Below are 25,262 nucleotides of genomic sequence, written 5' to 3' on the forward strand. Positions count from 1 at the left end.
TACCGGGAAATTCGTTCACACGGCCTGGACGGCCAGCAGCGCCAGGTCGTCGTGGTCGTCGCGGTCGAGCCACTTCAGCACGGCCCGCTCGCAGTGCCGCGCGATCTCCTCGGCCGAGAGCCCCTTGCACTCCTTCAGCACGGCCCGCAGGCGTTGCTCGCCGAACAGCTCCGTGCGGTCGGTGTGCGCGCGGGCCTCGGTGAACCCGTCGCTGTAGAGCACCAGCGTGTCGCCCGGCGCGAGCGTGACCTGCTCGCCGGAGAACCGGACGTCCGCGAGGATGCCGACGATCGCACCGGTCGTGCTCACCTCGTGCACGGTGCCGTCCGCCCGCAGCACCAGCGGCACGGGGTGGCCGCCGGACGCGAGCGACAGCCGCGCTCCCCCGGTGGCCAGCGGCACGAGCTCACCGACGACGAGCGTGGTGAAGAGCTTCGACCCGGTGGCGCGCAACGAGGTGTTCAGCAGGTGCAGCAGCCGCACCGGGTTCGTCTCGACGAGCGACAGGGCCTGCAGCGACTGCCGGACCCGTCCACTGTGGACCGCGGCCTCCAGGCCGTGGCCGCAGACGTCGCCCAGCGCGAACGTCGCCGAGCCGTCGGTGCGCGGGTGCACGTCGTAGAAGTCGCCGCCGACCAGCGCCCGCTGGTGCGCGGGGATGAACACCGAGGCGAGCGTCACACCGCGCACCTCGGGCAGCGGGGACGGCAGCAGCGCCGACCGCAGCACCTCGATCGTGCGCTGCTGCTCGGTGAGCTTCGACGACGACTCCAGCGCCACCGCCGCGTGCTTGCCGAACAGCCGCACGCGTTCCACGTCGTTCGGCGCGAAGTCGCCCTTGCGCACCACGACCAGCGCGCCGCCGACACCGAGCGGCACGGCCAGCGCGCAGCCGAAGTCGTCGGGCACGTCCCAGGCGCCTTCACCCAAAGAGGTGATCTTGGCGAACGTGGACGTGCCGGTCAGCACCTCGGAGATCGCCGAGGCCCGGCGCGGCGTCCGCGTGACCGTCGGCTCGCCGCCCCCGCACCGCCACCACTCCAGCCGGTCGCGCGTGGCGGGCACCACGGCGACGCAGTGCTCCCCCAGCAGTTCCGCCGCGAGCTGCACGATCGTCTTCAGCGTCAGTTCGCGCGACGTGCCGCCGGCCAGCCGCAGGTGTGCGTGGTCGAGCGTGGAATCGGTGAAGTACCAGGCGCTCCAGCCCTCGCCGAGGTCGTGCTGGCGGCCCGCGACGTGCACGTCGAACTGCCCGCCGACGCCGAGGCGGGGGAACCGGGCGGCGGCCGCGGCGTTGCGCACGCGCACCACTCCGGCCGGGTCCACGACGAAGACGGCTTCGCGCAGCCCGTCCACCAGGCGCTGCCAGCCGTCGAGGTCGATGCCCACGACGCTGCTCATCCGCTCTTGTCCTGCGCATTCGGCCGGATCATCACGGCCTCCTGCGGGTCGTTTGCGTGCATCGCGGCATCAAGTTACCTCGCTCCCAACCTAACGTGGCAGTCTTGGCTGCGACCACCGAGGCACGGAGGCTTGGAGTGACCACGGCCAACGAAGAGACGGACGCGACCCTCGAACGGGTTCTCTCCGCCATGCGCGACCTGCGGGACGGCAACTTCCGCCGCAGGCTCGTCGTGCCGGGGAACGGGCCCGTCTCCGCACTCGCCGACGTGTTCAACGAGATCGCCGAACGCAACCAGTGGCTCGCCGGTGAGCTGGGCCGGGTCCGCCAGGCGGTGGGCCAGGAGGGCCGGCTGACCGAACGGGTGGCGCCCGCGGGCACCGCCGGCGGCTGGTCGCTGATCGCCGACTCGGTGAACGGGCTGGTCGAGGACCTGATGCGGCCGACGACCGAGCTGAGCCGCGTGCTCGCCGCCGTCGCCGAGGGCGACCTGACCAAGCGCATGTCCGACCAGACCCTGCGCGGCGAGTTCGCCACGCTCGGCTCGACGGTGAACGGCCTGGTGGACCAGCTGTCGTCGTTCGCCGACGAGGTCACCCGCGTGGCCCGCGAGGTCGGCACGGAGGGCCGTCTCGGCGGTCAGGCGAAGGTGCCCGGCGTCGCCGGCACCTGGCGCGACCTGACCGACAACGTCAACTCGATGGCGAACAACCTGACCAACCAGGTCCGCAACATCGCCTCGGTCGCCACCGCCGTCGCGAACGGCGACCTGACCCAGAAGATCACGGTCGACGTCTCCGGCGAGATGCTGGAGCTCAAGAACACGCTGAACACGATGGTCGACCAGCTCAGCTCGTTCGCCGACGAGGTCACCCGCGTCGCCCGCGAGGTCGGCACGGACGGCAAGCTCGGCGGTCAGGCGAAGGTGCCCGGCGTCGCCGGCACCTGGCGCGACCTGACCGACAACGTGAACTTCATGGCGGAGAACCTGACCACCCAGGTCCGCAACATCGCCCAGGTCACGACCGCGGTCGCGCAGGGCGACCTGACCCAGAAGATCACCGTCGACGCCCGCGGCGAGATCCTCGAGCTCAAGACCACGATCAACACGATGGTCGACCAGCTCTCGTCGTTCGGTGACGAGGTCACCCGCGTCGCCCGCGAGGTCGGCTCGGACGGCCGCCTCGGCGGTCAGGCGCAGGTGCCGGGCGTCGCGGGCACGTGGCGCGACCTCACCGAGTCGGTGAACGTCATGGCGAACAACCTGACGACCCAGGTCCGCAACATCGCCTCGGTCACCACCGCCATCGCGCGCGGCGACCTGACGCAGAAGATCACCATCGACGCCCGCGGCGAGATCCTCGAGCTCAAGACCACGATCAACACGATGGTCGACCAGCTCAGCTCGTTCGCCGACGAGGCCACGCGCGTGGCCCGCGAGGTCGGCACCGAGGGCCGGCTGGGCGGTCAGGCGACGGTGCCGGGCGTCGCGGGCACGTGGCGCGACCTCACCGACAACGTCAACTTCATGGCGAACAACCTGACCAACCAGGTCCGCAACATCGCGCACGTCGCCACGGCGGTCGCGAACGGCGACCTGTCGCAGAAGATCACGGTCGACGCGCGCGGCGAGATCCTCGAGCTCAAGTCCACTTTGAACACGATGGTCGACCAGCTGTCGTCGTTCGCCGAGGAGGTCACCCGCGTCGCCCGCGAGGTCGGCACCGACGGCCGCCTCGGCGGCCAGGCCCGCGTGCAGGGCGTCGCCGGCACGTGGAAGGACCTGACCGACAACGTCAACCTGATGGCGGACAACCTGACCGACCAGGTCCGCAACATCGCCGCCGTCGCCACCGCCGTCGCGAACGGCGACCTCTCGAAGAAGATCACCGTCGACGCGAAGGGCGAGGTCGCGACCCTCGCCGACACCCTCAACGGCATGGTCGACACGCTGCGCGCGTTCGGCGACGAGGTCACCCGCGTCGCCCGCGAGGTCGGCACCGAGGGCATCCTGGGCGGTCAGGCGCGCGTGTCCGGCGTGGCCGGCACGTGGAAGGACCTCACCGACTCGGTGAACTTCATGGCGGACAACCTGACGAACCAGGTCCGCAACATCGCCCAGGTCACCACCGCCGTGGCGCAGGGCGACCTGACGAAGAAGATCGACGTCTCGGCGCGCGGCGAGATCCTGGAGCTCAAGACCACGATCAACACGATGGTCGACCAGCTCAGCTCGTTCGCCGACGAGGTCACCCGCGTCGCCCGCGAGGTCGGCACCGAGGGCAAGCTCGGCGGTCAGGCCGAAGTGGACGGTGTGGCCGGCACGTGGTCGAAGCTGACCGACAACGTGAACCAGCTCGCCTCGAACCTCACGACCCAGGTCCGCGCGATCGCCGCGGTCGCCACCGCCGTGACCGCGGGCGACCTGACCAGGCAGATCACCGTCGACGCGTCCGGCGAGCTAGCGGAGCTCAAGGACAACGTCAACCAGATGATCGCGAACTTGAAAGAAACCACCAGGGCCAACCGCGAGCAGTACTGGCTCAAGACGAACCTCGCTCGCCTGTCCGGCCTGATGCAGGGCCACCGCGACCTGCGCGCGCTGGCGTCGTTGATCATGAGCGAGCTGACGCCGCTGGTCAGCGCCCACCACGGCGCGTTCTTCCAGATCGAGGAGGACGACTCCAAGCAGACGCTGGAGCTGACCGCGACGTACGGCTTCCGCCTGGACGCCGCCCGCACCACGCACGTGGCGATGGGCGAGTCGCTGGTCGGCCAGTCCGCGCTCGAGAAGAAGACGATCCTGGTCAAGGAGGTGCCGGGCACCTACCTGACCGTGTCGTCCGCCCTGGGCGAGTCGGCCCCGGTCAACCTCGTGATCCTCCCGGTGCTGTTCCAGGGCGAGACCCTGGGCGTGATCGAGCTCGCCTCCCTCAACGAGTTCACCGAGGTCCACCTCGACCTCCTGGACCAGCTGAAGGAGGCCATCGGCGTCAACGTCAACACGCTCCTGGCCAACTCCCGTACCGACGCCCTCCTCGTCGAGTCCCAGCGCCTCACGACGGAGCTGAGGGCCGGTTCCGAGGAACTGGAGGACCGCGCCCGCCAGCTGCAGACGGCGTCGAAGTACAAGTCCGAGTTCATGGCGAACATGTCGCACGAACTGAGGACCCCCCTCAACTCGTTGCTGATCCTCGCCAAACTGCTCGCCGACAACCTCGACGGCAACCTCAACGCGAAGCAGGTCGAGTTCGCCCGCACGATCCACTCGTCCGGCTCCGACCTCCTGCAGCTCATCAACGACATCCTCGACCTCACCAAGGTCGAGGCGGGCCACATGACGCTGCACGAGGACCCGGTCCGCCTGGACGAGCTGGTCCGCTACGTCGAGACCCTCTGCCTCCCCCTGACAGCCGAGAAGAACCTGGAGTTCTCCGTCCGGGTCGACCCGAACGTGCCGGAAACCCTCCACACCGACGAGCACAGGCTTCAGCAGATCCTCAGGAACCTGCTCTCGAACGCCGTCAAGTTCACCCACGACGGCGGCATCCGCCTGCACGTCCGCATGGACGACCCGTCCACCGTCGCGTTCGACGTGCACGACACGGGCATCGGCATCCCGGCCGAGAAACTCGCCGTCATCTTCGAGGCGTTCCAACAGGCAGACGGCACCACCTCCCGCAAGTACGGCGGCACGGGCCTGGGCCTGTCCATCAGCCGTGAGCTGGCACAACTCCTCAACGGCGCCCTCCGGGTCCGCTCCGAACCGGGCATCGGCTCGACGTTCACCCTCTGCCTCCCCCTGGGCAAGGTCGTCTCCGACGCGGTGGTCCTCCCCGAACCGACCCCGATCGTCACCCCGGCCCCGGTCACGGCGAACTCGGGCTCGATCCGCTTCCACGGCGAAAAGGTCCTGGTCGTCGACGACGACCTGCGCAACGTCTTCGCCCTGACCAGCGTCCTCGAACTGGTAGGCCTGGAAGCCATCTACGCCGACAACGGCATCACGGGCGTGCGCGCCCTGGAGCAGTACGACGACGTGGCGATCGTCCTGATGGACATCATGATGCCGGAGCTGGACGGCAACGCGACGATCTCCGCCATCCGAGCGATGGAACGCTACGCCGACCTCCCGGTCATCGCCGTGACGGCGAAGGCGATGAAGGGCGACCGCGAGAAGTCGCTGGCGTCGGGCGCGACCGACTACGTGACCAAGCCGGTGGACACCGAACACCTGATCCGGCTGATCGCGTACTACCTGGGGGTGTCGGCGGAGGCCTGACGCGCCACAGCAGGGGGTGGGGCAGACCTGGGGTGTCGGCAGAACCTGACCCGCCCACAGAAGGGGTGGGGCAGGGCAGAACGGGCAGAGGCAGGCCGCACGACATGTGAGCGAGCGCCCCCAAGCCAACGCAACGGCAAAGCCGAAGGCGAGCCACCCCGAGCCCCAACGCAATGGCGAAGCCGAGGCGTACCTACCTCTGCGGCCCTAGTCAGCGGTAACGGTGACGTGCCCCGCCAACGCAACCACGCACGATGGCGATTGGGGCTTGACTTTGGGTGCGAGACGCTACCCTCGCACGGATCGGCCGGGCTCTTTTCAGCCCGGCTTTTCAAGGCCGACCAGCGTCTCGCAAGGGCCCCGAAGTCAAGCCCCAATCGCTATCGACGCGTCAGCGGCGATGAAACGACCCGGCTCGATATGGCCCAAGGCGCCCACCCTCGCAAGGTGACAGGACGCAAGGCACTCGCCCACCCCGCTGGAACGCAACGCGACAACGCAAGCCGACCCGCGCCAAACGCTACCGAGCAGACCCGGCCGCCTCGGACACGGCTTCCTCCACAGACCCGTGCAAACTCAGCACCTGAGCCACGTCAGCCAACTCGAACAACCGCCGAACCGGCCCCTGAGCAGCAGCGATCCGCAACTGCCCCCCAGCCTCCGCCAGCCGCCGGTGCCAGTCCAGCACCAACGCCAGCCCGGTCGAATCCATGAAGGCCAACTCCGCCAGGTCCAGCACGGCATGCGCACCGGTCACGTCCGCGTCCAGCCGCGCAGACAACACGGGGACGGTGTCGATGTCCAGCTCACCGGCGACGGCGAGCACACGCCACCCCTGCTGGACCTCGCTGCCGACGTTGAGCTCCATCGTCGCCGTTTCCTTCCGCCACGCCCGACTCGTGCGACCCAAATCGTGCAGCACGACGTCTGACCATGCGACCACCGGGGGGCTGAAAGATCCGAACGACGCGCCGGATGTGCGACGATGCGCCTTGTGTTGAACGACCCACTGGCAGAGGTGCGGGTGACCCTGACCCCCGAGGGCGGGTCGTGTGCTCGTGCACGTCAGGTGGTGCGCGAGGCCGCGGCCTCCTGGGAGCTGTCCGAGGATCTCACCGACGACGCCCAGCTCGTGGTCACCGAACTGGTCTCCAACGGCATCGACCACGGTGAGGGACCGATCACACTCACGGTGAGCAGGACGCCGGCCGGCATGCTGGTCGAGGTCCACGACGAGTCGTCGCGGACGCCGCAGCTCAGACCGGTGGATCCGAACAGCGCGCGGGGCCGGGGCATGCAGCTCGTGCAGGCGTTGAGCGTCCGGTGGGGCACGAAGCCGCAGCGGGACGGCAAGGTCGTCTGGGCGCAGCTCGAAAGTTAGAAAGCGGCGAACGGGGTACCTCACCCCGTATGACCGCCACACCGCCCGACCCCGACCCGCTGCGCACACCCGGCCTCGAACCCGGTGGCGGCGTGCAGCCGGGTGACACGCCGCCGGACTCCGGGCAGACCTCGGGGCTGTCGCACCACGAGCCCAAGCCGCCGTCGCTGACCGCCGCGCGCATCGTGATCGGGCTCATCGTGCTCTTCGCCGTGCTCGTCGCGGCGATGCTGCTGACCAGAGCTTTCCTGCTCGTCTAGCCGCGCCGCGGGCCCCGTCAGGTTGTGGTCGTCCGCCGATGGCGCGTACGGTCGGTGCGGACGGGAGTCCTTATGAACCAACTTCGACAGAGAACTACCTACGTCCAGTCCATCCCGATCGTCGCCCTCACGGGTGAGATCGACATGATGTCTTCGGCACCGGTGACCAGCAGGCTCGCCGAGCTGCTCGACCGCAAGCCGCCCGCCCTGGTCGTCGACCTGCGCGAGGTGCGCTTCTTCGGGTCCGAGGGCATCCGCGCGCTCGTGGAGGCGCAGCACCAGGCCGACGAACTCGGCATCAAGCTCGGCGTCGTGAGCGACAGCAGGATCGTCCTGCGCCCACTGGAGATGACGGCCGTCGACCAGCTGCTGCTGGTGTTCGCCGACGTCGACGACGCCGTCACCGCCCTAAGCGGCTGACGAGCTCCGCGCACGGGAGCGCTCCACCAGCGAGAGCAGCAGGCCCTCCTTGGTGGACCACGGGGAGATGTCCACGACGTCGTGCCCCGAGACCCGCATCAGACCCTCCGCGACCACCGCGCCCGCCAGCGACTGCTGGGCCCGGTGGCGCGAGATCCCCGGCAACGCCGCCCGCTCGCGCACCGAGAGCTTCGCGAGGCGCGGAATCCACTTCTCCAGGTCCTTGAGCCGCAACTGGCGCGGCGCATAGGTACCGCTGCGCGAGCCGGCGAGGCGGGCAAGCTGTTCGAACACCTTCGAGCACCCCACCGCGCGAGCGCTCTCATCCCAGGGGAACGCCGTGGCGAGCCGCTGCGCCACCTCGGCCCGCATGTCCGCGACGGTGAGACCGGTGCGCGTCAGAGTCCTTGCCCCCAAAGGCAACGACACGGCGCGCTCCGGTTCGGTGCCGGAGCCGGCGGCCAGCTCGACGGTGCCGCCGCCCACGTCCAGCACGACCATGGGGCCCGCGCTCCAGCCGAACCAGTGCCGCGCCGCGGCGTAGGAGAGGCGGGCCTCCTCCTTGCCGGACAACACCTTCAGCTCGACGCCGGTGCGGCGGGCGACCTTGCGCATGACCTCGGCGGCGTTCGACGCGTCCCGCACGGAGGAGGTGGCGAAGGGCAGGAACGGAACGTCGCCCGCCTTCTTGCGGGCGGTGAGGACGGCGGCGCAGAGCGACTCGACGCCGGCGCGGCTGATGGCACCGTCCGCGTCGAGCTCCCGGTCCAGCCGCAGGCGGACCTTGTGGGACACCAGCGGACGCATCAGGTCTCGTTCCACGACCACCAGGTGTGCGCTGAAGCACCCGACGTCCAGAACACCGACCGACATCCGCCACCTTCCTTCTACCAAGTCTTCTTTACCCCATCGGCCGTCATTGTGCGGAACTCAGCCCCCGATCGGGCAATCTTGACCCGATGAGATGCGTTACAGTCACCGAATGTCACTGGCGGAGATACCTTCCCGGCTCGAACACGCCTTCAGCAAGGCACATTCCGGCGTGATCGTGCTGTCGGTCGACGGTCTCTCCTCGGACGTGGCCAAACAGTCGTGGCTGTCGGCCTCCGTCTCCACGCTCTCCTCGACGGTGCCGTCCACATCCGCGACGGCGTTGCTGACGGCGCTCACCGGGGTGCCCGCCGACGTCCACCGCGTGCCGGGAACGGTGTACCGCAACGGATCCGGGCTCGTGCACGCCGTCAAGGGCACGCCCGCCATCCCCGCGCTGCCGACCGTGCTCGAACGCCACGGCGCGACCGTGCTGGCCCGCGAACTCGACCACCTCGAAGGCACCTGGGCCCGGGCACTGCTCCGGGGGTGCACCCGGATACCCGCGCCCGCCGCGCACAAACTGGCGGCGCAGTCGGAGGATCCGCCGCTGCTCGTCGCCAACGTCGTGGCCGACCTCGACAAGGCGCTGCCGGACGCGCGGTTCCTCTGGACGTACGTCAACCTCGACGACCACGTGCACCGCCACGGGTACGACGAGTCGGTGCACGAGGCGATGCTCCGCCTGGACGCGCACGCTTCCCGTTGGGCCGCAGCGGGGTGGACCGTCGTGGCCCACTCCGACCACGGCATGGTCCCGGTCGACCCCGACCCCGCGCTCGTGGAGGCCTGGGACGCGATCGTGCGCGAGGAGTGCGTGATCCCCTCCGGTGGCGCCGGACGGCTGCGGTGGCTCTACCCGAAGCCCGACCGGCTGGAGGCGGTTTTCGACCGCGTGGCAACGACTCTGGGCGACTCGGCGACCGTGCACCACGCCACCGACCTCGGCCTGCCGCAGCCGGAGGCCGGTCCGGTCGTCGCCGTGGCCGCGTCGCCGCGCTTCCCCGTGCCGGACCCGTCGGCGCGCTACGAGCACGGCGGTCTGAGCCGCGACGAGATCGACGTCCCCTTCGCCGTCTGGCACGCCGTACAGTGAGTGCGTGCACGTCGAATTCTCAAACACCATAAGGGAAATCGATTCTGCCGATTGGGACGCGGTGGTGCACCGAGCAGGTGCACCGGTGTTCTACCGACACGCGTACGTCAGCGCGTACGAACAGACGCCGCTGACGGCCGTGGAGGCTTTCGCGTACTTCGTGGTGCGCGAGAAGCTCGCCGGCGAGGCGATCGCCGTGCTGCCCGCCTACCTCCAGCAGGCCCCGCCCCCGGTGCGCCGCCTGCACCAGGTCTACCCGGAGGCCGCCGGCGAACGCGCGCTGCTCAGCCACACCTGGCACTGCTACGACGCGCACGTGCCCGCCACGGCGGAGGTGCTGCCGCGGGTGCTGGACGCGATGATCCGCACGGCGTCGATCCTCGGCGCGCGCTGGTGCGGCTTCACGAACGTCCAGCGCGGCGGTGCCCTCTCGTCGGCGCTGCGGGCCGCCGGCCTGCCCGCGCGCCACCTGACCGACCGGTGGGCCGCCGGCATCACCACCTACGAGCACTACCTGGCCGGGCTGAGCCCGCGCGCCAGGGCGAACCTGCGCCGCAACGAACGAAGATCGGCCGAGGCCGGCGTCACCACCGAGACCCTCCCGGCCGACCAGGCCGCGCTCGACGAGATCACCCTGCTGTGCGTCAAGACCGCCAGCCGCTTCGAGAACACCGGGTACCACCCCGGTCCCACCTTCGGCCGGTTCGTGACGGCGCTCGGCGACCTGGCGCGGGTGATCGAGGTCCGCCAGCACGGCAGGCTCGTCGCGGCCGGCGTCTGCCTCACCGACAGCACCCGCTTCCACACCTGGACCTGCGGCGTCGACTACGCCGTGGACGGCAACTACAGCCCGTACGGCGTGCTGTTCGCCGAGTCGGTCCGGGTCGCGGCCCGCCTGGGCAAGTCCACCCTCGAGGGAGGCCGGGGCAACGCCGCCTTCAAACGCCGGCACGGACTCGGCCCCCGCCATTTGGACGCAGTTCTGCTCCGCACCTGAACCGCGCATTGTTCATCCTTGTGAACAATGCTCTTTACAACGTCGGATTCCAGCGGATTCACGTACGTGATCATCCCCTTTAAGCCGGTCAGCGCCCCCGAAGCAAGGTGCAGGAATCAATTTTCAACGCACCTTTACACGCCGCGATCCGATCTGGCAGGGTGGCGCCGGGCGCAAGGCACAAGAAAGGGACTGGACGGTCTCGTGAATCTGTCTCGACGCACCCTTCTGGCGTCCGCAGCGGCCACTCCCCTGCTCACCGGAGCAGGCGTGACCATCGGTGCGGGAGAAGCCGCCGCTTCACCCGCGACCCTCCGCGCGGCCCTCGACTACGGCAACGCCAAGTTGAAAGCCGTCGCGCCCGGCATCACCTCGTTCCCCGAGATCACCAGGGCCGAGAAGTGGACCTACGTCGCCGACGGCGGCTGGATCGGCGGCTTCTGGCCGGGCACGCTCTGGCTCGCCCACCTCGACAGCGGCGACGACCGGTTCCGCTCGCTCGCCGAGGCGGCCAACGACCGGCTGGCCCCGCGCCGGCTCCAGCCGCGCGACCACGACCTGGGCTTCCTCTTCTACCCGTCCTGGGTCACGGCGTACCGGCTCACCGGCGGCACGAAGTGGCGCGACGGCGCGATCGACGCCGCGAACACGCTGATCCAGCGCTGGAACCCGGTCGGCAGGTTCATCCGGGCCTGGGGTGCGCTCGGCACTCCCGGCAACGCGGGCCGCGTGATCATCGACACGATGATGAACCTGGACCTGCTCGCGTTCGCGACCGAGCAGACCGGTGACCGCAAGTACCTCGACATCGCGATCGCCCACGCGCGGACCACCCAGACGCACTTCGTGCGCCCGGACGGCTCGACCCCGCACGTGTTCGACTTCAACCCGGACACCGGCGCGGCGATCGGACCGAACACGGTCCAGGGCTACAGCCCGACGTCGTGCTGGGCTCGGGGCCAGGCCTGGGGCATCTACGGCTTCACGACCATGTACCGCCGCACGGGCCTGCGCGAGTTCCGCGACACCGCGCGCAAGCTCTCCGACTACGCGCTGTCGGTGCTCACGCCGGACAGCGTGCCGGTGTGGGACTACCGCTCCCCGCTGGGGGCCAACGACATCAAGGACTCGTCGGCGGGCGCGATCATGGCGTGCGGCCTGCTGGACCTCGCGAAGGCGACCGGCACCGACCGCTACCGGGAACGGGCGCTGCGGATCCTCGACGGCCTGGTCGCCACGTGCCTGACCACGAGGTCGACGCGTGCCGAGGCGATCCTGGCCCGCGGCACGCGCAACCGCCCGGCCGAGGACGGCGTCGAGGTCTCGCTGCCCTACGGCGACTACTACCTGTACGAGGCGGTCCTGCGGGTGCTCAAGCCCACGCAGATCGCGAAGGCCATCGGCCTGTAGTCACTGCTCGACCACCTTCGCCGTCGGCCCGTTGTCCCAGGTGGCCTCCAGCCTGGACAACCGGCCGGCGGCGTTCTGGAAGTTCACCACCAGCGGCCCGCCCGGCTGTTCCACCCTCACCGAGTACCCGTCCGCGGGCGTGGCCGACAGCGCCTGCACGCCCTGCGGCCGGTAGCGCACCACCACATCGCCGCCCCGCAGGTGGAAAGCGTGCACATAGGACCCGTCCGCCTGCCATTCTCCCTGCGGCGATTGAGCCGAGGTGGGACGCGCATCCGTACTACTGGGAGGAGCGGGTGCGGACGTGGTGACGACAGGAGGCCTGGTGGAAGTAGTGGTGACAGGTGGCGCGGTGGTGTCGACGGAGGCGCCCGGCTCGGGTACCGGGACCGTCATCGAGGTGATGGTCGGCATGGGCAGCACGGCCGAGCTGGTCGTGGAGTCCCCCACGGCGGCGACCGGCGCGGGTTCCATCGCCCACCGGATGCCGAACCAGGACAGGCCGATGGCGACCGTGGTCACCAGTGCCCAGGCGACCAGGTATCCGACGGACCGTCTCACTGCGGCAATCCTCCCGTAGCGGCTCATGGCATCAGTTCTGCTGGTCGAAGACGACCCGGTGGTGCGGGCGGCGGTCACGCGCGCCCTCACCGGCCAGGGCCACATCGTGCACGGTGTCGCGCTCGCGATCGAGGCTTTGCGCGAAGTCACCGCGAACGACTACGACGTCGTGGTGCTCGATCTCGGGCTCCCCGACCTCGACGGCGGTGACGCGCTGCGGATGATCCGAGGCGTCACGAACACCCCGGTGGTCATCGCGACCGCCCGCGACGACGAGGCCGGGATCGTCCGGCTGCTCAACGCGGGCGCCGACGACTACCTCGTCAAACCGTTCTCCGGCGCGATCCTGGAGGCCCGCCTGCAGGCGGTGCTGCGGCGCGCCCGCGACAAGCGGCAGCTCGTCATCGGCGGCCTGGAGATCGACGTGAACCTCCGCAGGGCCACAGTGGACGGCCAGGAGCTCTCGCTGACCCACAAGGAGTTCGAGCTGCTCTCCTACCTCGCGGCACGGCAGGGGGAAGTGGTGCCGCGAGCGGAGATCCTGGCGAGCCTCTGGCCGTCCAACCGCGACGACCAGACGCTCGACGTCCACCTGTCGTGGTTGCGCCGCAAGCTCGGCGAGCGGGCGGCGCAGCCCCGGTACCTGCACACGGTGCGGGGCGTGGGCGTGCGTCTGGTCGACCCGAGGTGAGGCGTTCACTCGTGCTGGTCGCTCTCGCGGCGACCAGCATGGTGGCGCTGGCCTTCCTCGTCCCGCTGGCGATCGTCGTGAAGGACTCCGCGTACACCCGCGCGCTGAGCGAGGCCGAGAAGCAGGCCAACGCGATGACGCCGGCGTTGCTGATCACCCGCAAGCCGCAGGAGATCCGGCAGGCGATCCGGAGCACCCGCTACGGCGGCCAGCAGCGGCTGGCCGTGCACCTCGCCGCCCCGGCGGGCACGTTCGGCTACTCGCACATCACCGCCGCGGACCTGCAGGAGGCGCAGAAGCTCGCCACGGCGTCCACGATCGAACGCCCGGACGGCGTGGCGTACCTGCAACCGCTCGCCACCAGCGAGAGCGGGGTCGTGATCGTCGAGGCGTTCGTGCCGAACGAGCAGCTGACCCACGGCGTCGTCGGCACCTGGTGGGTGCTGGCGGGCGTCGCGGTCGGCCTGGTCGCCGGGTCGGTGCTGGTCGCCGACCGGCTGGGCGCGCGGGCCGTCCAGGCCACGAGGACGCTGGCCGAGAGCGCCCGCCGGATGGGCCAGGGCGACCTCACCGCCCGCGTGCCGCTGAAGGGACCTCCGGAGCTCAAGGAGGCCGCCAAGGCGTTCAACGCGATGGCCGAACGCGTCCGGCACCTGCTCGCCGCCGAACGCGAGGTGGTCGCCGACCTCTCGCACCGCCTCAGAACGCCCCTCACGGCCCTTCTCCTGGACGCGGACACCCTCGGACGGGGTCCGGGGGCGGACCGCGTCCGGGAGGCCGTCCAGGGCCTCGAGAGGGAGGTGGACGAGATCATCAAGGTGGCCCGCTCCGGTCTGCAGCCCGACGACAGCGGCGCGGACGCGGCGGAGGTCGTGCGTGACCGGCTGGTGTTCTGGTCCGCGCTCGCCGACGACCAGGAACGCCCCTGGACCGTCCGCGGCGCCGACCGGCCGGCTCCCGTGCCGCTGTCCCGCTCCGACCTCGCCGCGGCGCTGGACGCGTTGCTGGGCAACGTCTTCCGCTACACGCCGGAGGGCACGCGGTTCGCCGTGACGCTGGTGCACCAGGCCGACCTGGTGGCGCTGGTGGTCGAGGACGCCGGACCGGGCATCGCGGACAGTGCCGCGGCGGTGCGGCGTGGCGCCAGCGGTGGTGGTTCCACCGGGCTGGGGCTCGACATCGCCCGCCGTGCTGCGGAGAGCACGGGAGGGTCTCTCCACGTCGACCGCGGTCCGCTGGGCGGTGCACGCGTGCAATTGAGGCTCCGCAGGGTCTAGGGGGCTGGGCCGGCGTCCACGGGTTCGGGGCCCGGGAACGAGCACCGCCGGCGGCGCGGACCGTGGGACGGGTCCTGCGCCGCCGGCGGGCACCGGCCGGCTGCGCGGCACCGCTGCCGCACCACCGAGTTCCGAGCAGGAGGGAGGAACCCGATGAGCAGTGCGCGCTCGCCTTCCCACACCGGTGTTACGAGGTGGATCTCAGCCGGGGCTCTCGGCGCCAGGTGTGGGGACCGGCGTATTCAGTGGGTCTCGGTTCGTGCGATCTGACATGAAGTTAGCCGACCACTGATCGCCGCCCATCCCCCGTTCAGACGATTAATCGGTTTTAAATTCGCTTAAGTTCGCGCCGGTCGATCGTCCGCGACTTAATTCGATTTAAGCTGGCGCCCGCAGTGCGCCTTACTCGCACAATTCGAATTCCGGTTCACGAAAGCCGACAACCGCGATCTCACACGGGAAGATCGCGCTCGTGCCGTGCGAGGGCCGTCTGACACCTGAACGTGAACGCGGAGGCGCAGGCTTTCACGAACTCGGCTCCAGCCGGCGTCCGTGCCGATTCCACGGGCCGAGACATCGACACCCGCCACCAGTTCGCCCGGAAGCGATGCAGACCCAGAACGATCACACAGGGGGCCGGACGCTATACTCACAGTGAGCGTCGGGCCCTCTCGTCGTGACACTGACGTGACTTTTGACGGGCGAGTCAACCAGGCCATTGCTTCCCGCGTATACCCATGTAGATTCCCGCTCACCGCGACGGCCATTCGGGTGACCGCCGCGGCTCGCGCGCCGCACGCGAAACGGAGGCAGCATGCAGGCGAACGCCCAGACCGCCCAGGTCGACGACCTGACACTCATCGCGCTGCCCACCGCGGTGAACTGCGCGGATCTGTTCGTGCGCTTCACCCTTGGTGAATGGCGCCTGCGCAACATGACCGCGGAGTGCTCGGCCGTCGCATGCGCGCTGGTCGAAGCCGCCATCGAGTCAGCCGACCCCAAGACCTCGCGGCTCATCACGCTGCGACTGCGACTGAGCGGCGACTACCTGGTCGTCGAACTGGAGGCAGCCAGGTTCATCATGCCGCCGACCTCGCCCGACCTGCGCACGGGCGAGCTCCAGCTCGCCGGTGGCATCAAGCTGATCTGGTGCGAGCTCGCCCTGCCGACCGGCGTGAACGCGAACGCCGTGCCGCTCCCCCGGCGCGAGAAGCGCCGCTCCCCCGCAGCCGAGGCGCTGGGCGACGAGCCGGACGTCGATCCCGAGCTCATCCAGCGCATCCTGTTCGGTCTCGGCGGCTCGATGGGCAGCGGACACCAGCGCTAGCTCTTTCCTTCGAAGGCGCATCCCTTTGCCGGGGTGCGCCTTCGTCGTGTGCGCGCTCCCACCCGGTGGACGCTTCACGGATAGGGTTCCGCACGCAGGAATAACCATTTCTCCATGGGCCTGGACTGCGATTAACTCACCAGTCCTGAATGCATTCTCGACGCCACAGTCCGAAATGTTGCTCTGGTTGGCGGACGGTTCGTCAAACGCCTTTCCGATACGGTCTCGTACCACGCCGCCCGAACTGTCCAGCACATTCGGAGAGGTGTACCGATGATCAGCACGCTGGCCGCAGCCGGCCTGGCCCTGTCCACCATTGTGGTTCCCCCGGTCGCGGACCCGCCCCCGACGGGCCAGATCACCATCGACGTCGTGACGGTCAACGGATCGGGCTGCCGCATCGGCACCGCCGCCGTCGCAGTCTCCCCCGACAACAAGGCGTTCACGGTCACCTACAGCGACTACCTGGCCCAGGTCGGTCCGTCGTCCGCGCCGACCGATTTCCGCAAGAACTGCCAGCTCAACCTGAAGGTGAACGTGCCAGGCGGATTCACCTACGGCATCGCCCAGGCCGACTACAGAGGTTTCGCACACCTGGAAAGGGGCGCCAAGGGCACGCAGAGGGCGAGCTACTACTTCCAGGGGATGTCGGACAACGACCAGAGGTCCAAGACCTGGAGCGGCGCGCTGAGCGACGACTGGCAGGTCACGCACAAGACCGACGTCGCCTCGATCATCTACCACCCGTGCGGGGCGAAGCGGAACTTCAACATCAACACGGAGCTGCGGGTCGACAAGGGCACGTCCGACCCGAAGAAGACCAGCTTCATGGCGATGGACTCGACGGACGGGTCGATCGAGACCATCTACCACTTCGCCTGGAAGAAGTGCCCGAAGTAGGCAAGTAGGACGCGCCCTCGCACGGCGAAGGCCGGAGCCCAGGAGGCATGGGCTCCGGCCTTCGCCGGTCAGAACGGACCGCCGGCTCAGCCGAGGACGTCGCTGAGGGCGGTTTCGTACTCCTTCGCCTGCGTCGGGGTCAGTTCCTTGGACACCCGCAGCAGGACACCACCCACGACGTAGTCGTACTCGGCCAGCATCGGCGTCTGCTTGCCGAACTGCTGGATGTACTCCATGCGGGCCTTGGCCCCAGCCTCGTCGGGGAACACCTCGACGCCTCCACCACGCAGGGTGTCGTTCTCCTTGGTGATCGCGACCGCACCCTCGACCGCGATGCGCGTGTCGGTGAACGCGGACTTCGACGTGTAGCCGTTGGGGCGGCCGAGCTGCTTGTTCGGGTCGTCCTCGGCGCTGAACACCTTCGTCAGCTTCAAGCTCGGGATCTTCGCGGCGAGCGCGGTGGTCACCTCCTCCGCGGTCCGCGGCGTCGAGACCTGGGGTTCGGCCTGCGACCGGAGATCGGCGGCAGTCGTGCTGCCGGCGGACGGATCGGTGTCGGTCGAAGGCGACGAGCTGCACGCTGCGACGGGCACCAGCAGCAAGGTGGCGACAACGCCGGCGACAAAGCGGTTCATCTGGAAGGTCCTCAACATCGGCTTTCAGCGATCAGACCCGCTTGTCGCGTCGAAACAACAGGCTGTTAGCCGAGCCGACGAGTTGACCACGATCTGTCCACTCGCACGGCGAAGGCCGGAGCCCAGGAGGCATGGGCTCCGGCCTTCGCCGGTCGGAACGGACCGCCGGCTCAGATGTTCTGGTTGGCGAACCCCTTCGTCGCGATCTTCGACAACATCCCCTGCCACACCGACGAGCTGGTGTGCGGGTCGCCGGTCACCGCGAGCGCCGACTTGAGCCCGTTGAACGCGCTCGTCGTCGCCGGCCCCCAGATCCCGTCGATGGCGAGACCGGACCCGCGGAAGTTGTTGCACACCGCCTGGACGAACTTGGTGTCGGACTCGGAGTCCTTGACCGCGCGCACCGGCATGCCGCCGAAGTCCGCGTGGATGTGGTCGGCGTGGTCGGCGTTGTACCAGCCGTCGAGCACGTAGCGGAACCGGCGGCGGCACACGGCTTCCGTGGCGAGGTAGCGCTTGCGGACGGAGGCGGTGCCGGAGGCGTGGGCCTTGTCGAGCGGCGAGATGGTGTTGCCGCCGGACCAGCGGACGTGGTCGAGGTCCATCGCGGTGCCGGCGCCGTGCTGGCCCGCCTTGTTGACGTAGAAGCCCGCGGACACGATGTAGCTGATCGAGCCGTAGCTCGACGACAGCGAGCGCAGGTCGCGGATCCAGGCGACGAGCGCGTTGTAGAACGCGTCGGTGGCCTGCCAGTTGCGCGCGGTGGTGTTGCCGCGGTTCGAACGCCAGTAGTAGACGGGGGTGCCGTCGATCTTCTGGAACGTCATCATCGCGAGCGCGCCGACCTCGGCGGCCTCGATCTCGGCGGGCGTGTGCTGGTCGGTGGGCGTGGGGGCGGCACCGGCCAGCCCCGGCGCGACGGCGGACAGACCGGCGAGACCGGCGACGGCCGCCGCGCCCGTGACGAAGCCGCGCCTGGTGACGTTGTTCTCGAACACCCCAGTACTCCCTCTGCGTCCAAGCCGGCGGCGGCAGGAGGAAGGGCCTGTCTCACCCACCGGCCCGAGGGAGTCTAGGGATCTCGTCCGAACGGCGGAATCGCGTCTGACCTGCGTTTTTCCTTTGCCTTTACCGGGCTGCCGGTACGGGGCCGAGGACGCGGACCAGGTTCTTCTCGGTGTCCGTGCCGAGCTTCTCCAGCGCGAGCTTCGCGACCGGCGCACCCAGTTTCGCGAGGCCGTTGAACTCGACGTGCGCGTGGTAGGCGATGCGGGCGGTGCCCGGCGCGTCGCCCGGCGTGATCGAGATGTCGTCGGTCGAGGTGGCGGTGTCGTTGCGGCCCACGAACTGCAGCCCGGTCGCGTCGTCGCGGGTCAGCTCGTAGACGAGCTCGGTCTTGCGGCCGAGGAACTGCGACACGTTGCGCCAGCGCGAGCCGACCGCGACCGGGCCGTCGTCAAGGCGTGTGCACGACACGGTGCCGGGGTCCCACTGCTCGGCGCGGGAGAAGTCGCGCAGGTACTCCACGACGCCCTCGGGCGTGGAGGCGACGGTGAACGTGCGCTCGACGTCGACGCCGGACACGTGCGGCGAGTGGAACGCCCGCGACGCGAGGCCGAGCCGGTAGGAGTCGACGAGCTCGGCCTGGCTCTCGGCGCGGCGCTGCAGCCGTTCCAGGCGCGTCTCGTCGAAGCTCCCCAGCGCGCGCAACGTCCGCCAGAGCGCGGCCTTGCCCTCGATGCCGACGCGCAGGGTCTCCAGCTCCAGCACGTCGCTCAGCGGGGACCGGCCGAGCACCCTGCCGTTGAGCTTGAGCCTGCCCGCCTTCTCGGTGAGCCAGCCGATCGCCTCCTTGTGCGGGCGCGACTCGACGCCGACCTCCCGCATGAAGTCGAGCAGCTCCTTGCGGTCGGCCTCGATGTCGTCCGCGAGGACGCGCAGCTCGGGGTGCGTGCGGCTGATGCGACGAGCGAGCTCCGTGCCCGCCATCGCCCCGGCCAGGTGGTCGTTGAGGTAGATGCCCAGCAGCTCGGTGTTCACGTGGTCCGGTTACCCGTGGCCAAACCTCAGCGGCGGTGCGCCCGCACCGGCTGCAGGATGATCGGCTGCGCGCGGCGGCCGGTGACGAGGTTCCACGCCCACTGCGCGAGCACCGCGACCCGGTTGCGCCACCCGACGAGGAACGCGATGTGCACGCCCGCCCACGCCGCCTTGCCGATCAGGCCCTTGAGCCGCAGCTTCTTGATGTCCGCGACGGCGTCGCCGGGCGAGATCGTGGCCATCGTGCCGAGGTCGAGGTAGCGGAACGGCTTGGCCCGGCGGCCGTTCAGGCGCGCCTTGATGACGCGGGCGACGTGGTGGCCCTCCTGCAGCGCCGGCTCGGCGATGCCCGGCAGGTCGTCGAGGTTCACCATGTCGCCGATGGCGAAGATGTCGTCCGTGACCGAGCAGTCGACGGGGCTGACCCGGATCCGGCCCTTGCGGTCGGTCTCGGTGCCGGTCGCCTCGGCGAGCTCGCGCGCGAGCGGCGAGGCCTGGACCCCGGCCGCCCAGATGATCGTCCGCGCCTCGACCCGGTCGCCGTCCTTGGTGGTGAGGCCCTCCGCGTCGATGGACTCGACCATCGCGTTCGTCATCACCGTGACGCCGAGCTTCTCGAGCTTCACCCTCGCGTGCTCGCGCAGTTCCGGCGAGAACGGCGGCAGCACGTGCGGCACCGCGTCCATCAGCGTGATCCGGACGTCGCGCGGGTCGATCTCGCGGAACTGGCCCTTCAGCGCGCGCCGGGCGAGGTCCGCGAGCTGGCCCGCGAGCTCCACGCCGGTCGGTCCCGCGCCCACGACCGCGAACGACAGCCACTGCTTCGGGTCGTCCGCCGCCACGGCCGTCTCGAACGCCCGCAGCAGGTTCGACCGCAGGTCCACGGCCTGTTCGAGGGTCTTCATCGGCGGCGCGGACTCGGCCCACTCGTCGTGGCCGAAGTAGCTGTCGCGCGATCCGGCCGCCACGACCAGGGTGTCGTACTCGACCTGGGTCGACCTCCCGTCCGGCAGGTCGACGTGCACGCGCTTGGCGGCCGTGTCGAAGCCGGTCACCTCACCCAGCAGCACGTGCGCGTTGCGCTGCCTGCGCAGGATCGCCCGGAACGCGGGCGCGATGTCCCCGGCGGGCAGCAACGCGGTCGCCACCTGGTAGAGCAGCGGCTGGAACAGGTGGTGGTTCGTGCGGTCGATCAACGTGACCTCGGCGTCCGCGCGCTTCAGGCCGCGCACGACACCCAGTCCGCCGAACCCGCCTCCGACGACGACTACCCGGTGCTTGCTCATGCCCTGACGCATACCCACTGCGGGCGGCACGTATCCGGCGCGTCGCATACCCGACCCGAACCGGGGTAACCGCCGCCCATGACCACCACCGCTGACCAGTCCCTCTGGCTCGCCGCACTGCCCGATCAGGTACGTCCCCCGCTGACGGGCGAGCACACGTACGACGTGGCCGTGGTCGGCGGCGGCATCACCGGCCTGACCACCGCGGTGCTGCTCAAGCGCCGCGGGCTGAAGGTCGTGGTCCTGGAGGCCGACCGGGTGGCGTCCGGCGTGTCGGGCAACAACACCGCCAAGGTAACGGCGCTGCAGTCCACTGTGTACTCGCAGATCCGGAGCAGGCACGGCCTGGCCGCCGCCACCGACTACGCCGCCGCGTCCGTCGCGGCCGTGGCCCAGGTCGCCGCGCTGGCCGAGGGCATCGACTGCGACCTGCGCCGTTCCCCGGCCGTCACCTACGCGTACACCGAGGACGAGGTGCGCGACGTCGCCAACGAGCTGATCGTGGCGCGCCAGGTCGGCCTGCCGGTGCGTGACGCCAAGAACGTCGACCTGCCGTTCGAGGTGCACGCGGCGGTCTGGCTCGACGACCAGATCGCGCTGCACCCGGTCAAGTACCTGCGGGGCCTCGCCGACGAGGTCGACGGCGACGGAAGCCTCGTGTGCGAGCACAGCCGCGTGCTGGACGTCAGCGGGAACCAGGTGTCCACAGCGGACGGCCGGGTGCGCGCCGACAAGATCGTGATCGCCACGCACTACCCGACGCTGGACCGGGGCCTGTACTTCCCGCGCCTCGAACTGACCCGCGCCTACTGCATCGCTGCCCGCGTCCACGCGCCGACGCAGGCGCTCGCGATCAGCACCGGCAGCCCGTCGTGGTCGATCTCCGCGCACCGGGACAAGCTGATCCTCGCCGGTCAGAGCCACCAGACCGGCAAGCCCGCCGTGGAACCGTTCCGCCGCCTGGAGGACTTCGCCCGCAAGCACTGGAAGGTCGAGGAGATCACGCACCGCTGGTCGGCGCAGGACCCGACCTCCTACGACCACCTGCCGATGATCGGCACCTACCTGCCGGGCAACGACACGATCCTCACCGCCACCGGGTACATGAAGTGGGGCCTGACCAGCGGCACGTTCGCCGCCACCCTGCTCGCGGACCTGGTGACCGGCAAGCCGAACGAGCTGGCCGACCGGTTCAGCCCGCACCGCATGTCGCTGAAGTCGCTGCCCACGCTCGTGCGCAAGAACGCCGAGGTCGCGGTGGAGATGGTCGGCGACCGGATCGTGCCGGCCGACGCGACGTCCAGCGAGAACCTGCCGCGCGGCCAGGCCCACGTCGTCCGGGACGGCCTGGGCAAGACCGGCGTCTACCGCGACGACGACGGACAGCTGCACGGGGTGTCGTTGCGCTGCACGCACCTCGGGTGCCTGGTGCGGTTCAACGCGGCCGAGCGCAGCTGGGACTGCCCGTGCCACGGGTCGCGGTTCGACGTGGACGGCAGCGTGCTGGAGGGACCGGCGACCCGGCCCCTCCCCCGCAAGGAACCCCGTTAGCGGTGGGGCTCGCGACGACGCCGGACGCCGTCGCTAGCCGCGCCACTAGCTCTTGGCGACCAGGGTGAGCACGTCGTACTTCGCGACCGACTCGCCCTTCTGGTTCGTCACGTCCGCGTCCCAGCGGACCTCGCCGTACTCCTGGTCCTCACGCGGCGTGATCTGCTTGACGGTCAGCGTCACCGTGAGCTGGTCGCCGGGGAACGTGGGCGTGACGAACCGCAGGTTCTCCAAGCCGTAGTTCGCGAGCACCGGGCCGGGCTCCGGCGAGACGAAGAGTCCCGCCGCGAACGAGACCACCAGGTAGCCGTGCGCGACCCTGCCGCCGAAGAACGGGTTCGCGGCGGCCGCCTCCTCGTCCATGTGCGCGTAGAACGTGTCGCCGGTGAAGGACGCGAAGTGCTCGATGTCCTCCAGCGTCACCTCGCGCGGGCCGGCGGTGACCGTGTCGCCGATCCGCAGTTCGGCCAGCGTCTTGCGGAACGGGTGCACGGCGTCGTCGCGGCGCGGAGCACCGGTGACCCAGCGGTTCGTGATGGCGCCCAACGCGCGCGGGCTGCCCTGCACGGCCGTGCGCTGCATGTGGTGCAGCACGCCGCGCATGCCGCCCATCTCCTCACCGCCGCCGGCCCGGCCGGGACCTCCGTGCACGAGCATCGGCAGCGGCGAGCCGTGGCCCGTCGACTCGGCGGCGTCGTCGCGGTCGAGCACCAGCAACCGGCCGTGCCACGGCGCGGCACCGATCACGACGTCGCGCACGAAGTCGGTGTCGGCGGAGACGATCGAGCCCACCAGCGACCCGGCGCCGCGCGCGGCCAGCGCCACGGCGTCGTCCACCGAGTCGTACGGCATCAGCGTCGAGACCGGCCCGAACGCCTCGACCTCGTGCGGCTGCACGGCGTCGGCGGCGGCGCGCAGCAGCATCGGCGACATGAACGCGCCGCGCTCGGCGTCGGCGTCCACAAGGGACAGAGCACCGTCGCCGTAGACGACGGACGCGCTCTCCCGCAACGCCTTCAGCGACCGCTGGACCTCCTCGCGCTGCTCCAGCCCGGCCAGCGCGCCCATCTTCACGGACTTGTCGGCGGGGTTGCCGATCACGACCTCGGCGAGCTTCGCGGACACGGCCTCGCCGACCTCGTCGATCAGGTTCGCGGGCACCAGCGCGCGCCGGATCGCCGTGCACTTCTGGCCGGCCTTGGTCGTCATCTCGGCCACCAGCTGCCCGACGAACAGGTCGAACTCGGGCGTGCCGGCGACCGCGTCCGGACCGAGGATCGAGCAGTTCAGCGAGTCGGCCTCGGCGTTGAACCGCACCGACGACCGGATCACGGCCTGGTGCGTGCGCAGGTGCTGGGCGGTGGACGCGGAGCCGGTGAACCCGACGAGGTCCTGCTCGGTCAGGTGGTCGAGCAGGTCGCCCGCCGACCCGCAGACGAGCTGCAGCGACCCCTCCGGCAGCAACCCGGAGGCGAGCATCAGCTCGACCATCTTCTCGGTCACGTACGCGGTCTGCGACGCGGGCTTGATCAGCGACGGCACGCCGGCGATGAACGCGGGCGCGAACTTCTCGAGCGGGCCCCACATGGGGAAGTTGTAGGCGTTGATCTGCACCGCGACGCCGCGCAGGGGCGTGCAGATGTGCTGGCCGACGAACGTGCCGCCGCGGCCGAGCGGCTCGACGGCGCCCTCGACGTAGACCTTGTCGTTGGGCAGCTCGCGCTTGGCCTTGGACGCGTACCCGAGCAGCACGCCGAAGCCGCCGTCGATGTCGATCCACGAGTCGGACCGGGTCGCGCCGGAGCGCGCGGACAGCGCGTACAGCTCGGCCTTGTGCTCCTTGAGGTAGAGCCCGACGCCCTTGAGCAGCTGCGCGCGCTGGTGGAACGTGAGCTCGCGCAGCGCGGGTCCGCCGACCTCGCGGCCGTACCGCAGCGCCGCCCCCATGTCGACGCCCGCGGACGAGATCCGGGCGATCTCCTCGCCCGTCACGGCGTCGTGCAGCGGAGCGCCCTCCGCCGTCGGCGTGTGCCACCCACCCGACACGTAGCTGCGCAGCAAGCTCATCGAGCCAACCCTTCTCGCTGGGGGCGCTGGATCCTCAGCGACCCGACCACCAGGCAACGTATCAGGGGCGGGCGGGGGTGGCGCAGAGCTGAGCGGAGGTGGAGCGACCCTGGACGGGTCGGCGAGCGAAGCCGCAGGTCAGGGCGCCGACCGCGGTGGCCGCGCTGTTCGGCGGGGCCACCGCGGCGCGCTCGTCAGCGCGTGCCGAAGTTCTGCGTCCAGTAGTGGCCGTAGGTCGTGCCCGACCGGTGCTGGTGGCCGACCCCGATCTCCTTCAGCGCGCAGTTCAGGATGTTGGCCCGGTGCCCGGAGCTGTTCATCCACCCCTTCACCACGGCGGCCGGGGTCGCGTACCCGGCGGCCACGTTCTCCGCGGCGCGCGTCCAGCCGCGGTAGCCCACGCGTTCGATCCGGACGACCATCGTGCTGCCGTCGGAGCCGGTGTGGCCCATGAAGTTGTGCGAGGCCATGTCGGCCGAGTGGCGCTGGGCGGCGGTGTTGAGCGCCGAGTTGGCGCGCAGGGCCGGGCAGCCCGCCTTGGCGCGTTCGGCGTTCGTGAGGGCGATGACGTCCTCCTGCACCGTGGCCGCCGAGGCCTGGGGTGCGAGGGTGGCCGCCAGCGCGAGGGTCGTGGCGGTGAGCAGGGTGGCGCGTAACGCGAGCATCGGTGATCTCCTGTGCGTGCGGGGAAGGGGTCTGCAGGGCCCCTCTTGAGGCAAACGTGGTGCGAGCGGGACGGGGTTCGGCCCCAGTCCTTTTGAGACGCCTTGTCCACCGGACAGAAAAGGGGGAGCCGGTGCTCCGGCTCC

General features: G+C 70.1%; 22 protein-coding genes. 12 read left to right on the forward strand and 10 right to left on the reverse strand.

What is annotated here, in order from left to right:
* Positions 1-15 precede the first annotated feature (15 nt).
* Positions 16-1,401, reverse strand: coding sequence for a PP2C family protein-serine/threonine phosphatase (locus tag ABZX02_RS11360; RefSeq protein WP_355297185.1), 1,386 nt, complete (start codon positions 1,399-1,401; stop codon positions 16-18).
* Positions 1,402-1,538: 137 nt separating this feature from the next.
* Here ABZX02_RS11360 and ABZX02_RS11365 point away from each other — a divergent pair, with 137 nt between their 5' ends.
* The gene (locus tag ABZX02_RS11365) at positions 1,539-5,684 is read left to right on the forward strand and encodes a HAMP domain-containing protein (protein ID WP_355297187.1); all 4,146 of its coding nucleotides are present in this window, start codon (positions 1,539-1,541) and stop codon (positions 5,682-5,684) included.
* A gap of 520 nt (positions 5,685-6,204) precedes the next feature.
* On the opposite strand, the gene ABZX02_RS11370 is transcribed toward ABZX02_RS11365, so the two are convergent.
* A complete protein-coding gene (locus tag ABZX02_RS11370) occupies positions 6,205-6,552 on the reverse strand; it encodes an STAS domain-containing protein (RefSeq protein ID WP_355297188.1) in 348 nt (115 codons plus the stop codon).
* A gap of 126 nt (positions 6,553-6,678) precedes the next feature.
* On the opposite strand from ABZX02_RS11370, the gene ABZX02_RS11375 reads away from it, so the two are divergent.
* The 3 genes from ABZX02_RS11375 to ABZX02_RS11385 all read left to right on the forward strand — a co-directional run bounded on the left by ABZX02_RS11375 (position 6,679) and on the right by ABZX02_RS11385 (position 7,745).
* Positions 6,679-7,065: an ATP-binding protein gene (locus tag ABZX02_RS11375; RefSeq protein WP_355297190.1), complete on the forward strand. Its 387-nt coding sequence runs from the start codon at positions 6,679-6,681 to the stop codon at positions 7,063-7,065.
* A gap of 29 nt (positions 7,066-7,094) precedes the next feature.
* Complete coding sequence (locus ABZX02_RS11380) at positions 7,095-7,325, forward strand: DUF6480 family protein (RefSeq protein WP_355297192.1); 231 nt, start codon at positions 7,095-7,097, stop codon at positions 7,323-7,325.
* Between the two features lie 72 nt (positions 7,326-7,397).
* Entirely contained in the window at positions 7,398-7,745 is a 348-nt protein-coding gene (locus ABZX02_RS11385) for an STAS domain-containing protein (protein ID WP_355297194.1), read from the forward strand.
* Here ABZX02_RS11385 and ABZX02_RS11390 read toward each other — a convergent pair.
* A complete protein-coding gene (locus ABZX02_RS11390; RefSeq protein WP_355297196.1) occupies positions 7,734-8,618 on the reverse strand; it encodes an exopolyphosphatase in 885 nt (294 codons plus the stop codon). The genes ABZX02_RS11385 and ABZX02_RS11390 overlap by 12 nt on opposite strands.
* Before the next feature lie 109 nt (positions 8,619-8,727).
* Between ABZX02_RS11390 and ABZX02_RS11395 the strand changes: the two genes are divergently transcribed.
* The 3 genes from ABZX02_RS11395 (at position 8,728) to ABZX02_RS11405 (ending at position 12,118) form a co-directional block, all read left to right on the forward strand.
* A complete protein-coding gene (locus ABZX02_RS11395; RefSeq protein ID WP_355297198.1) occupies positions 8,728-9,711 on the forward strand; it encodes an alkaline phosphatase family protein in 984 nt (327 codons plus the stop codon).
* A gap of 85 nt (positions 9,712-9,796) precedes the next feature.
* On the forward strand, positions 9,797-10,708 hold the full coding sequence (locus ABZX02_RS11400) for a GNAT family N-acetyltransferase (RefSeq protein WP_355297200.1): 912 nt from the start codon (positions 9,797-9,799) through the stop codon (positions 10,706-10,708).
* 270 nt (positions 10,709-10,978) lie between these two features.
* A complete protein-coding gene (locus tag ABZX02_RS11405; RefSeq protein ID WP_355297201.1) occupies positions 10,979-12,118 on the forward strand; it encodes a glycoside hydrolase family 88 protein in 1,140 nt (379 codons plus the stop codon).
* On the opposite strand, the gene ABZX02_RS11410 is transcribed toward ABZX02_RS11405, so the two are convergent.
* Positions 12,119-12,679 (reverse strand): hypothetical protein, encoded by a 561-nt coding sequence (locus ABZX02_RS11410; protein WP_355297202.1) that lies wholly within the window; start codon positions 12,677-12,679, stop codon positions 12,119-12,121. It lies immediately after the preceding gene.
* 25 nt (positions 12,680-12,704) lie between these two features.
* Here ABZX02_RS11410 and ABZX02_RS11415 point away from each other — a divergent pair, with 25 nt between their 5' ends.
* The 4 genes from ABZX02_RS11415 to ABZX02_RS11430 all read left to right on the forward strand — a co-directional run bounded on the left by ABZX02_RS11415 (position 12,705) and on the right by ABZX02_RS11430 (position 16,874).
* The gene (locus ABZX02_RS11415) at positions 12,705-13,370 is read left to right on the forward strand and encodes a response regulator transcription factor (RefSeq protein ID WP_355297204.1); all 666 of its coding nucleotides are present in this window, start codon (positions 12,705-12,707) and stop codon (positions 13,368-13,370) included.
* The gene (locus ABZX02_RS11420; protein WP_355297206.1) at positions 13,367-14,647 is read left to right on the forward strand and encodes an ATP-binding protein; all 1,281 of its coding nucleotides are present in this window, start codon (positions 13,367-13,369) and stop codon (positions 14,645-14,647) included. The genes ABZX02_RS11415 and ABZX02_RS11420 overlap by 4 nt, the downstream gene beginning before the upstream one ends.
* An 814-nt stretch (positions 14,648-15,461) precedes the next feature.
* Positions 15,462-15,974: an ATP-binding protein gene (locus ABZX02_RS11425; protein WP_355297208.1), complete on the forward strand. Its 513-nt coding sequence runs from the start codon at positions 15,462-15,464 to the stop codon at positions 15,972-15,974.
* A gap of 273 nt (positions 15,975-16,247) precedes the next feature.
* The gene (locus tag ABZX02_RS11430; protein WP_355297210.1) at positions 16,248-16,874 is read left to right on the forward strand and encodes a DUF4360 domain-containing protein; all 627 of its coding nucleotides are present in this window, start codon (positions 16,248-16,250) and stop codon (positions 16,872-16,874) included.
* An 86-nt stretch (positions 16,875-16,960) separates the two neighbouring features.
* On the opposite strand, the gene ABZX02_RS11435 is transcribed toward ABZX02_RS11430, so the two are convergent.
* The 4 genes from ABZX02_RS11435 to ABZX02_RS11450 all read right to left on the reverse strand — a co-directional run bounded on the left by ABZX02_RS11435 (position 16,961) and on the right by ABZX02_RS11450 (position 20,835).
* Complete coding sequence (locus ABZX02_RS11435) at positions 16,961-17,509, reverse strand: hypothetical protein (RefSeq protein ID WP_355297212.1); 549 nt, start codon at positions 17,507-17,509, stop codon at positions 16,961-16,963.
* A 170-nt stretch (positions 17,510-17,679) separates the two neighbouring features.
* Complete coding sequence (locus tag ABZX02_RS11440; protein ID WP_355297214.1) at positions 17,680-18,507, reverse strand: extensin family protein; 828 nt, start codon at positions 18,505-18,507, stop codon at positions 17,680-17,682.
* Between the two features lie 130 nt (positions 18,508-18,637).
* Positions 18,638-19,549: an SRPBCC family protein gene (locus ABZX02_RS11445; RefSeq protein WP_355297216.1), complete on the reverse strand. Its 912-nt coding sequence runs from the start codon at positions 19,547-19,549 to the stop codon at positions 18,638-18,640.
* Positions 19,550-19,575: 26 nt separating this feature from the next.
* Positions 19,576-20,835, reverse strand: coding sequence for an NAD(P)/FAD-dependent oxidoreductase (locus ABZX02_RS11450; protein ID WP_355297218.1), 1,260 nt, complete (start codon positions 20,833-20,835; stop codon positions 19,576-19,578).
* A 78-nt stretch (positions 20,836-20,913) separates the two neighbouring features.
* Between ABZX02_RS11450 and ABZX02_RS11455 the strand changes: the two genes are divergently transcribed.
* A complete protein-coding gene (locus ABZX02_RS11455) occupies positions 20,914-22,386 on the forward strand; it encodes an FAD-dependent oxidoreductase (protein WP_355297220.1) in 1,473 nt (490 codons plus the stop codon).
* A 45-nt stretch (positions 22,387-22,431) separates the two neighbouring features.
* On the opposite strand, the gene paaZ is transcribed toward ABZX02_RS11455, so the two are convergent.
* Both paaZ and ABZX02_RS11465 read right to left on the reverse strand, forming a co-directional pair.
* On the reverse strand, positions 22,432-24,453 hold the full coding sequence (gene paaZ / locus ABZX02_RS11460; RefSeq protein ID WP_355297222.1) for a phenylacetic acid degradation bifunctional protein PaaZ: 2,022 nt from the start codon (positions 24,451-24,453) through the stop codon (positions 22,432-22,434).
* Between the two features lie 194 nt (positions 24,454-24,647).
* Positions 24,648-25,118: a CAP domain-containing protein gene (locus ABZX02_RS11465; RefSeq protein ID WP_355297224.1), complete on the reverse strand. Its 471-nt coding sequence runs from the start codon at positions 25,116-25,118 to the stop codon at positions 24,648-24,650.
* Positions 25,119-25,262 lie beyond the last annotated feature (144 nt).

It is taken from the genome of Lentzea sp. NPDC003310 (assembly GCF_040610935.1).
Classification (GTDB): Bacteria; Actinomycetota; Actinomycetes; order Mycobacteriales; family Pseudonocardiaceae; genus Lentzea.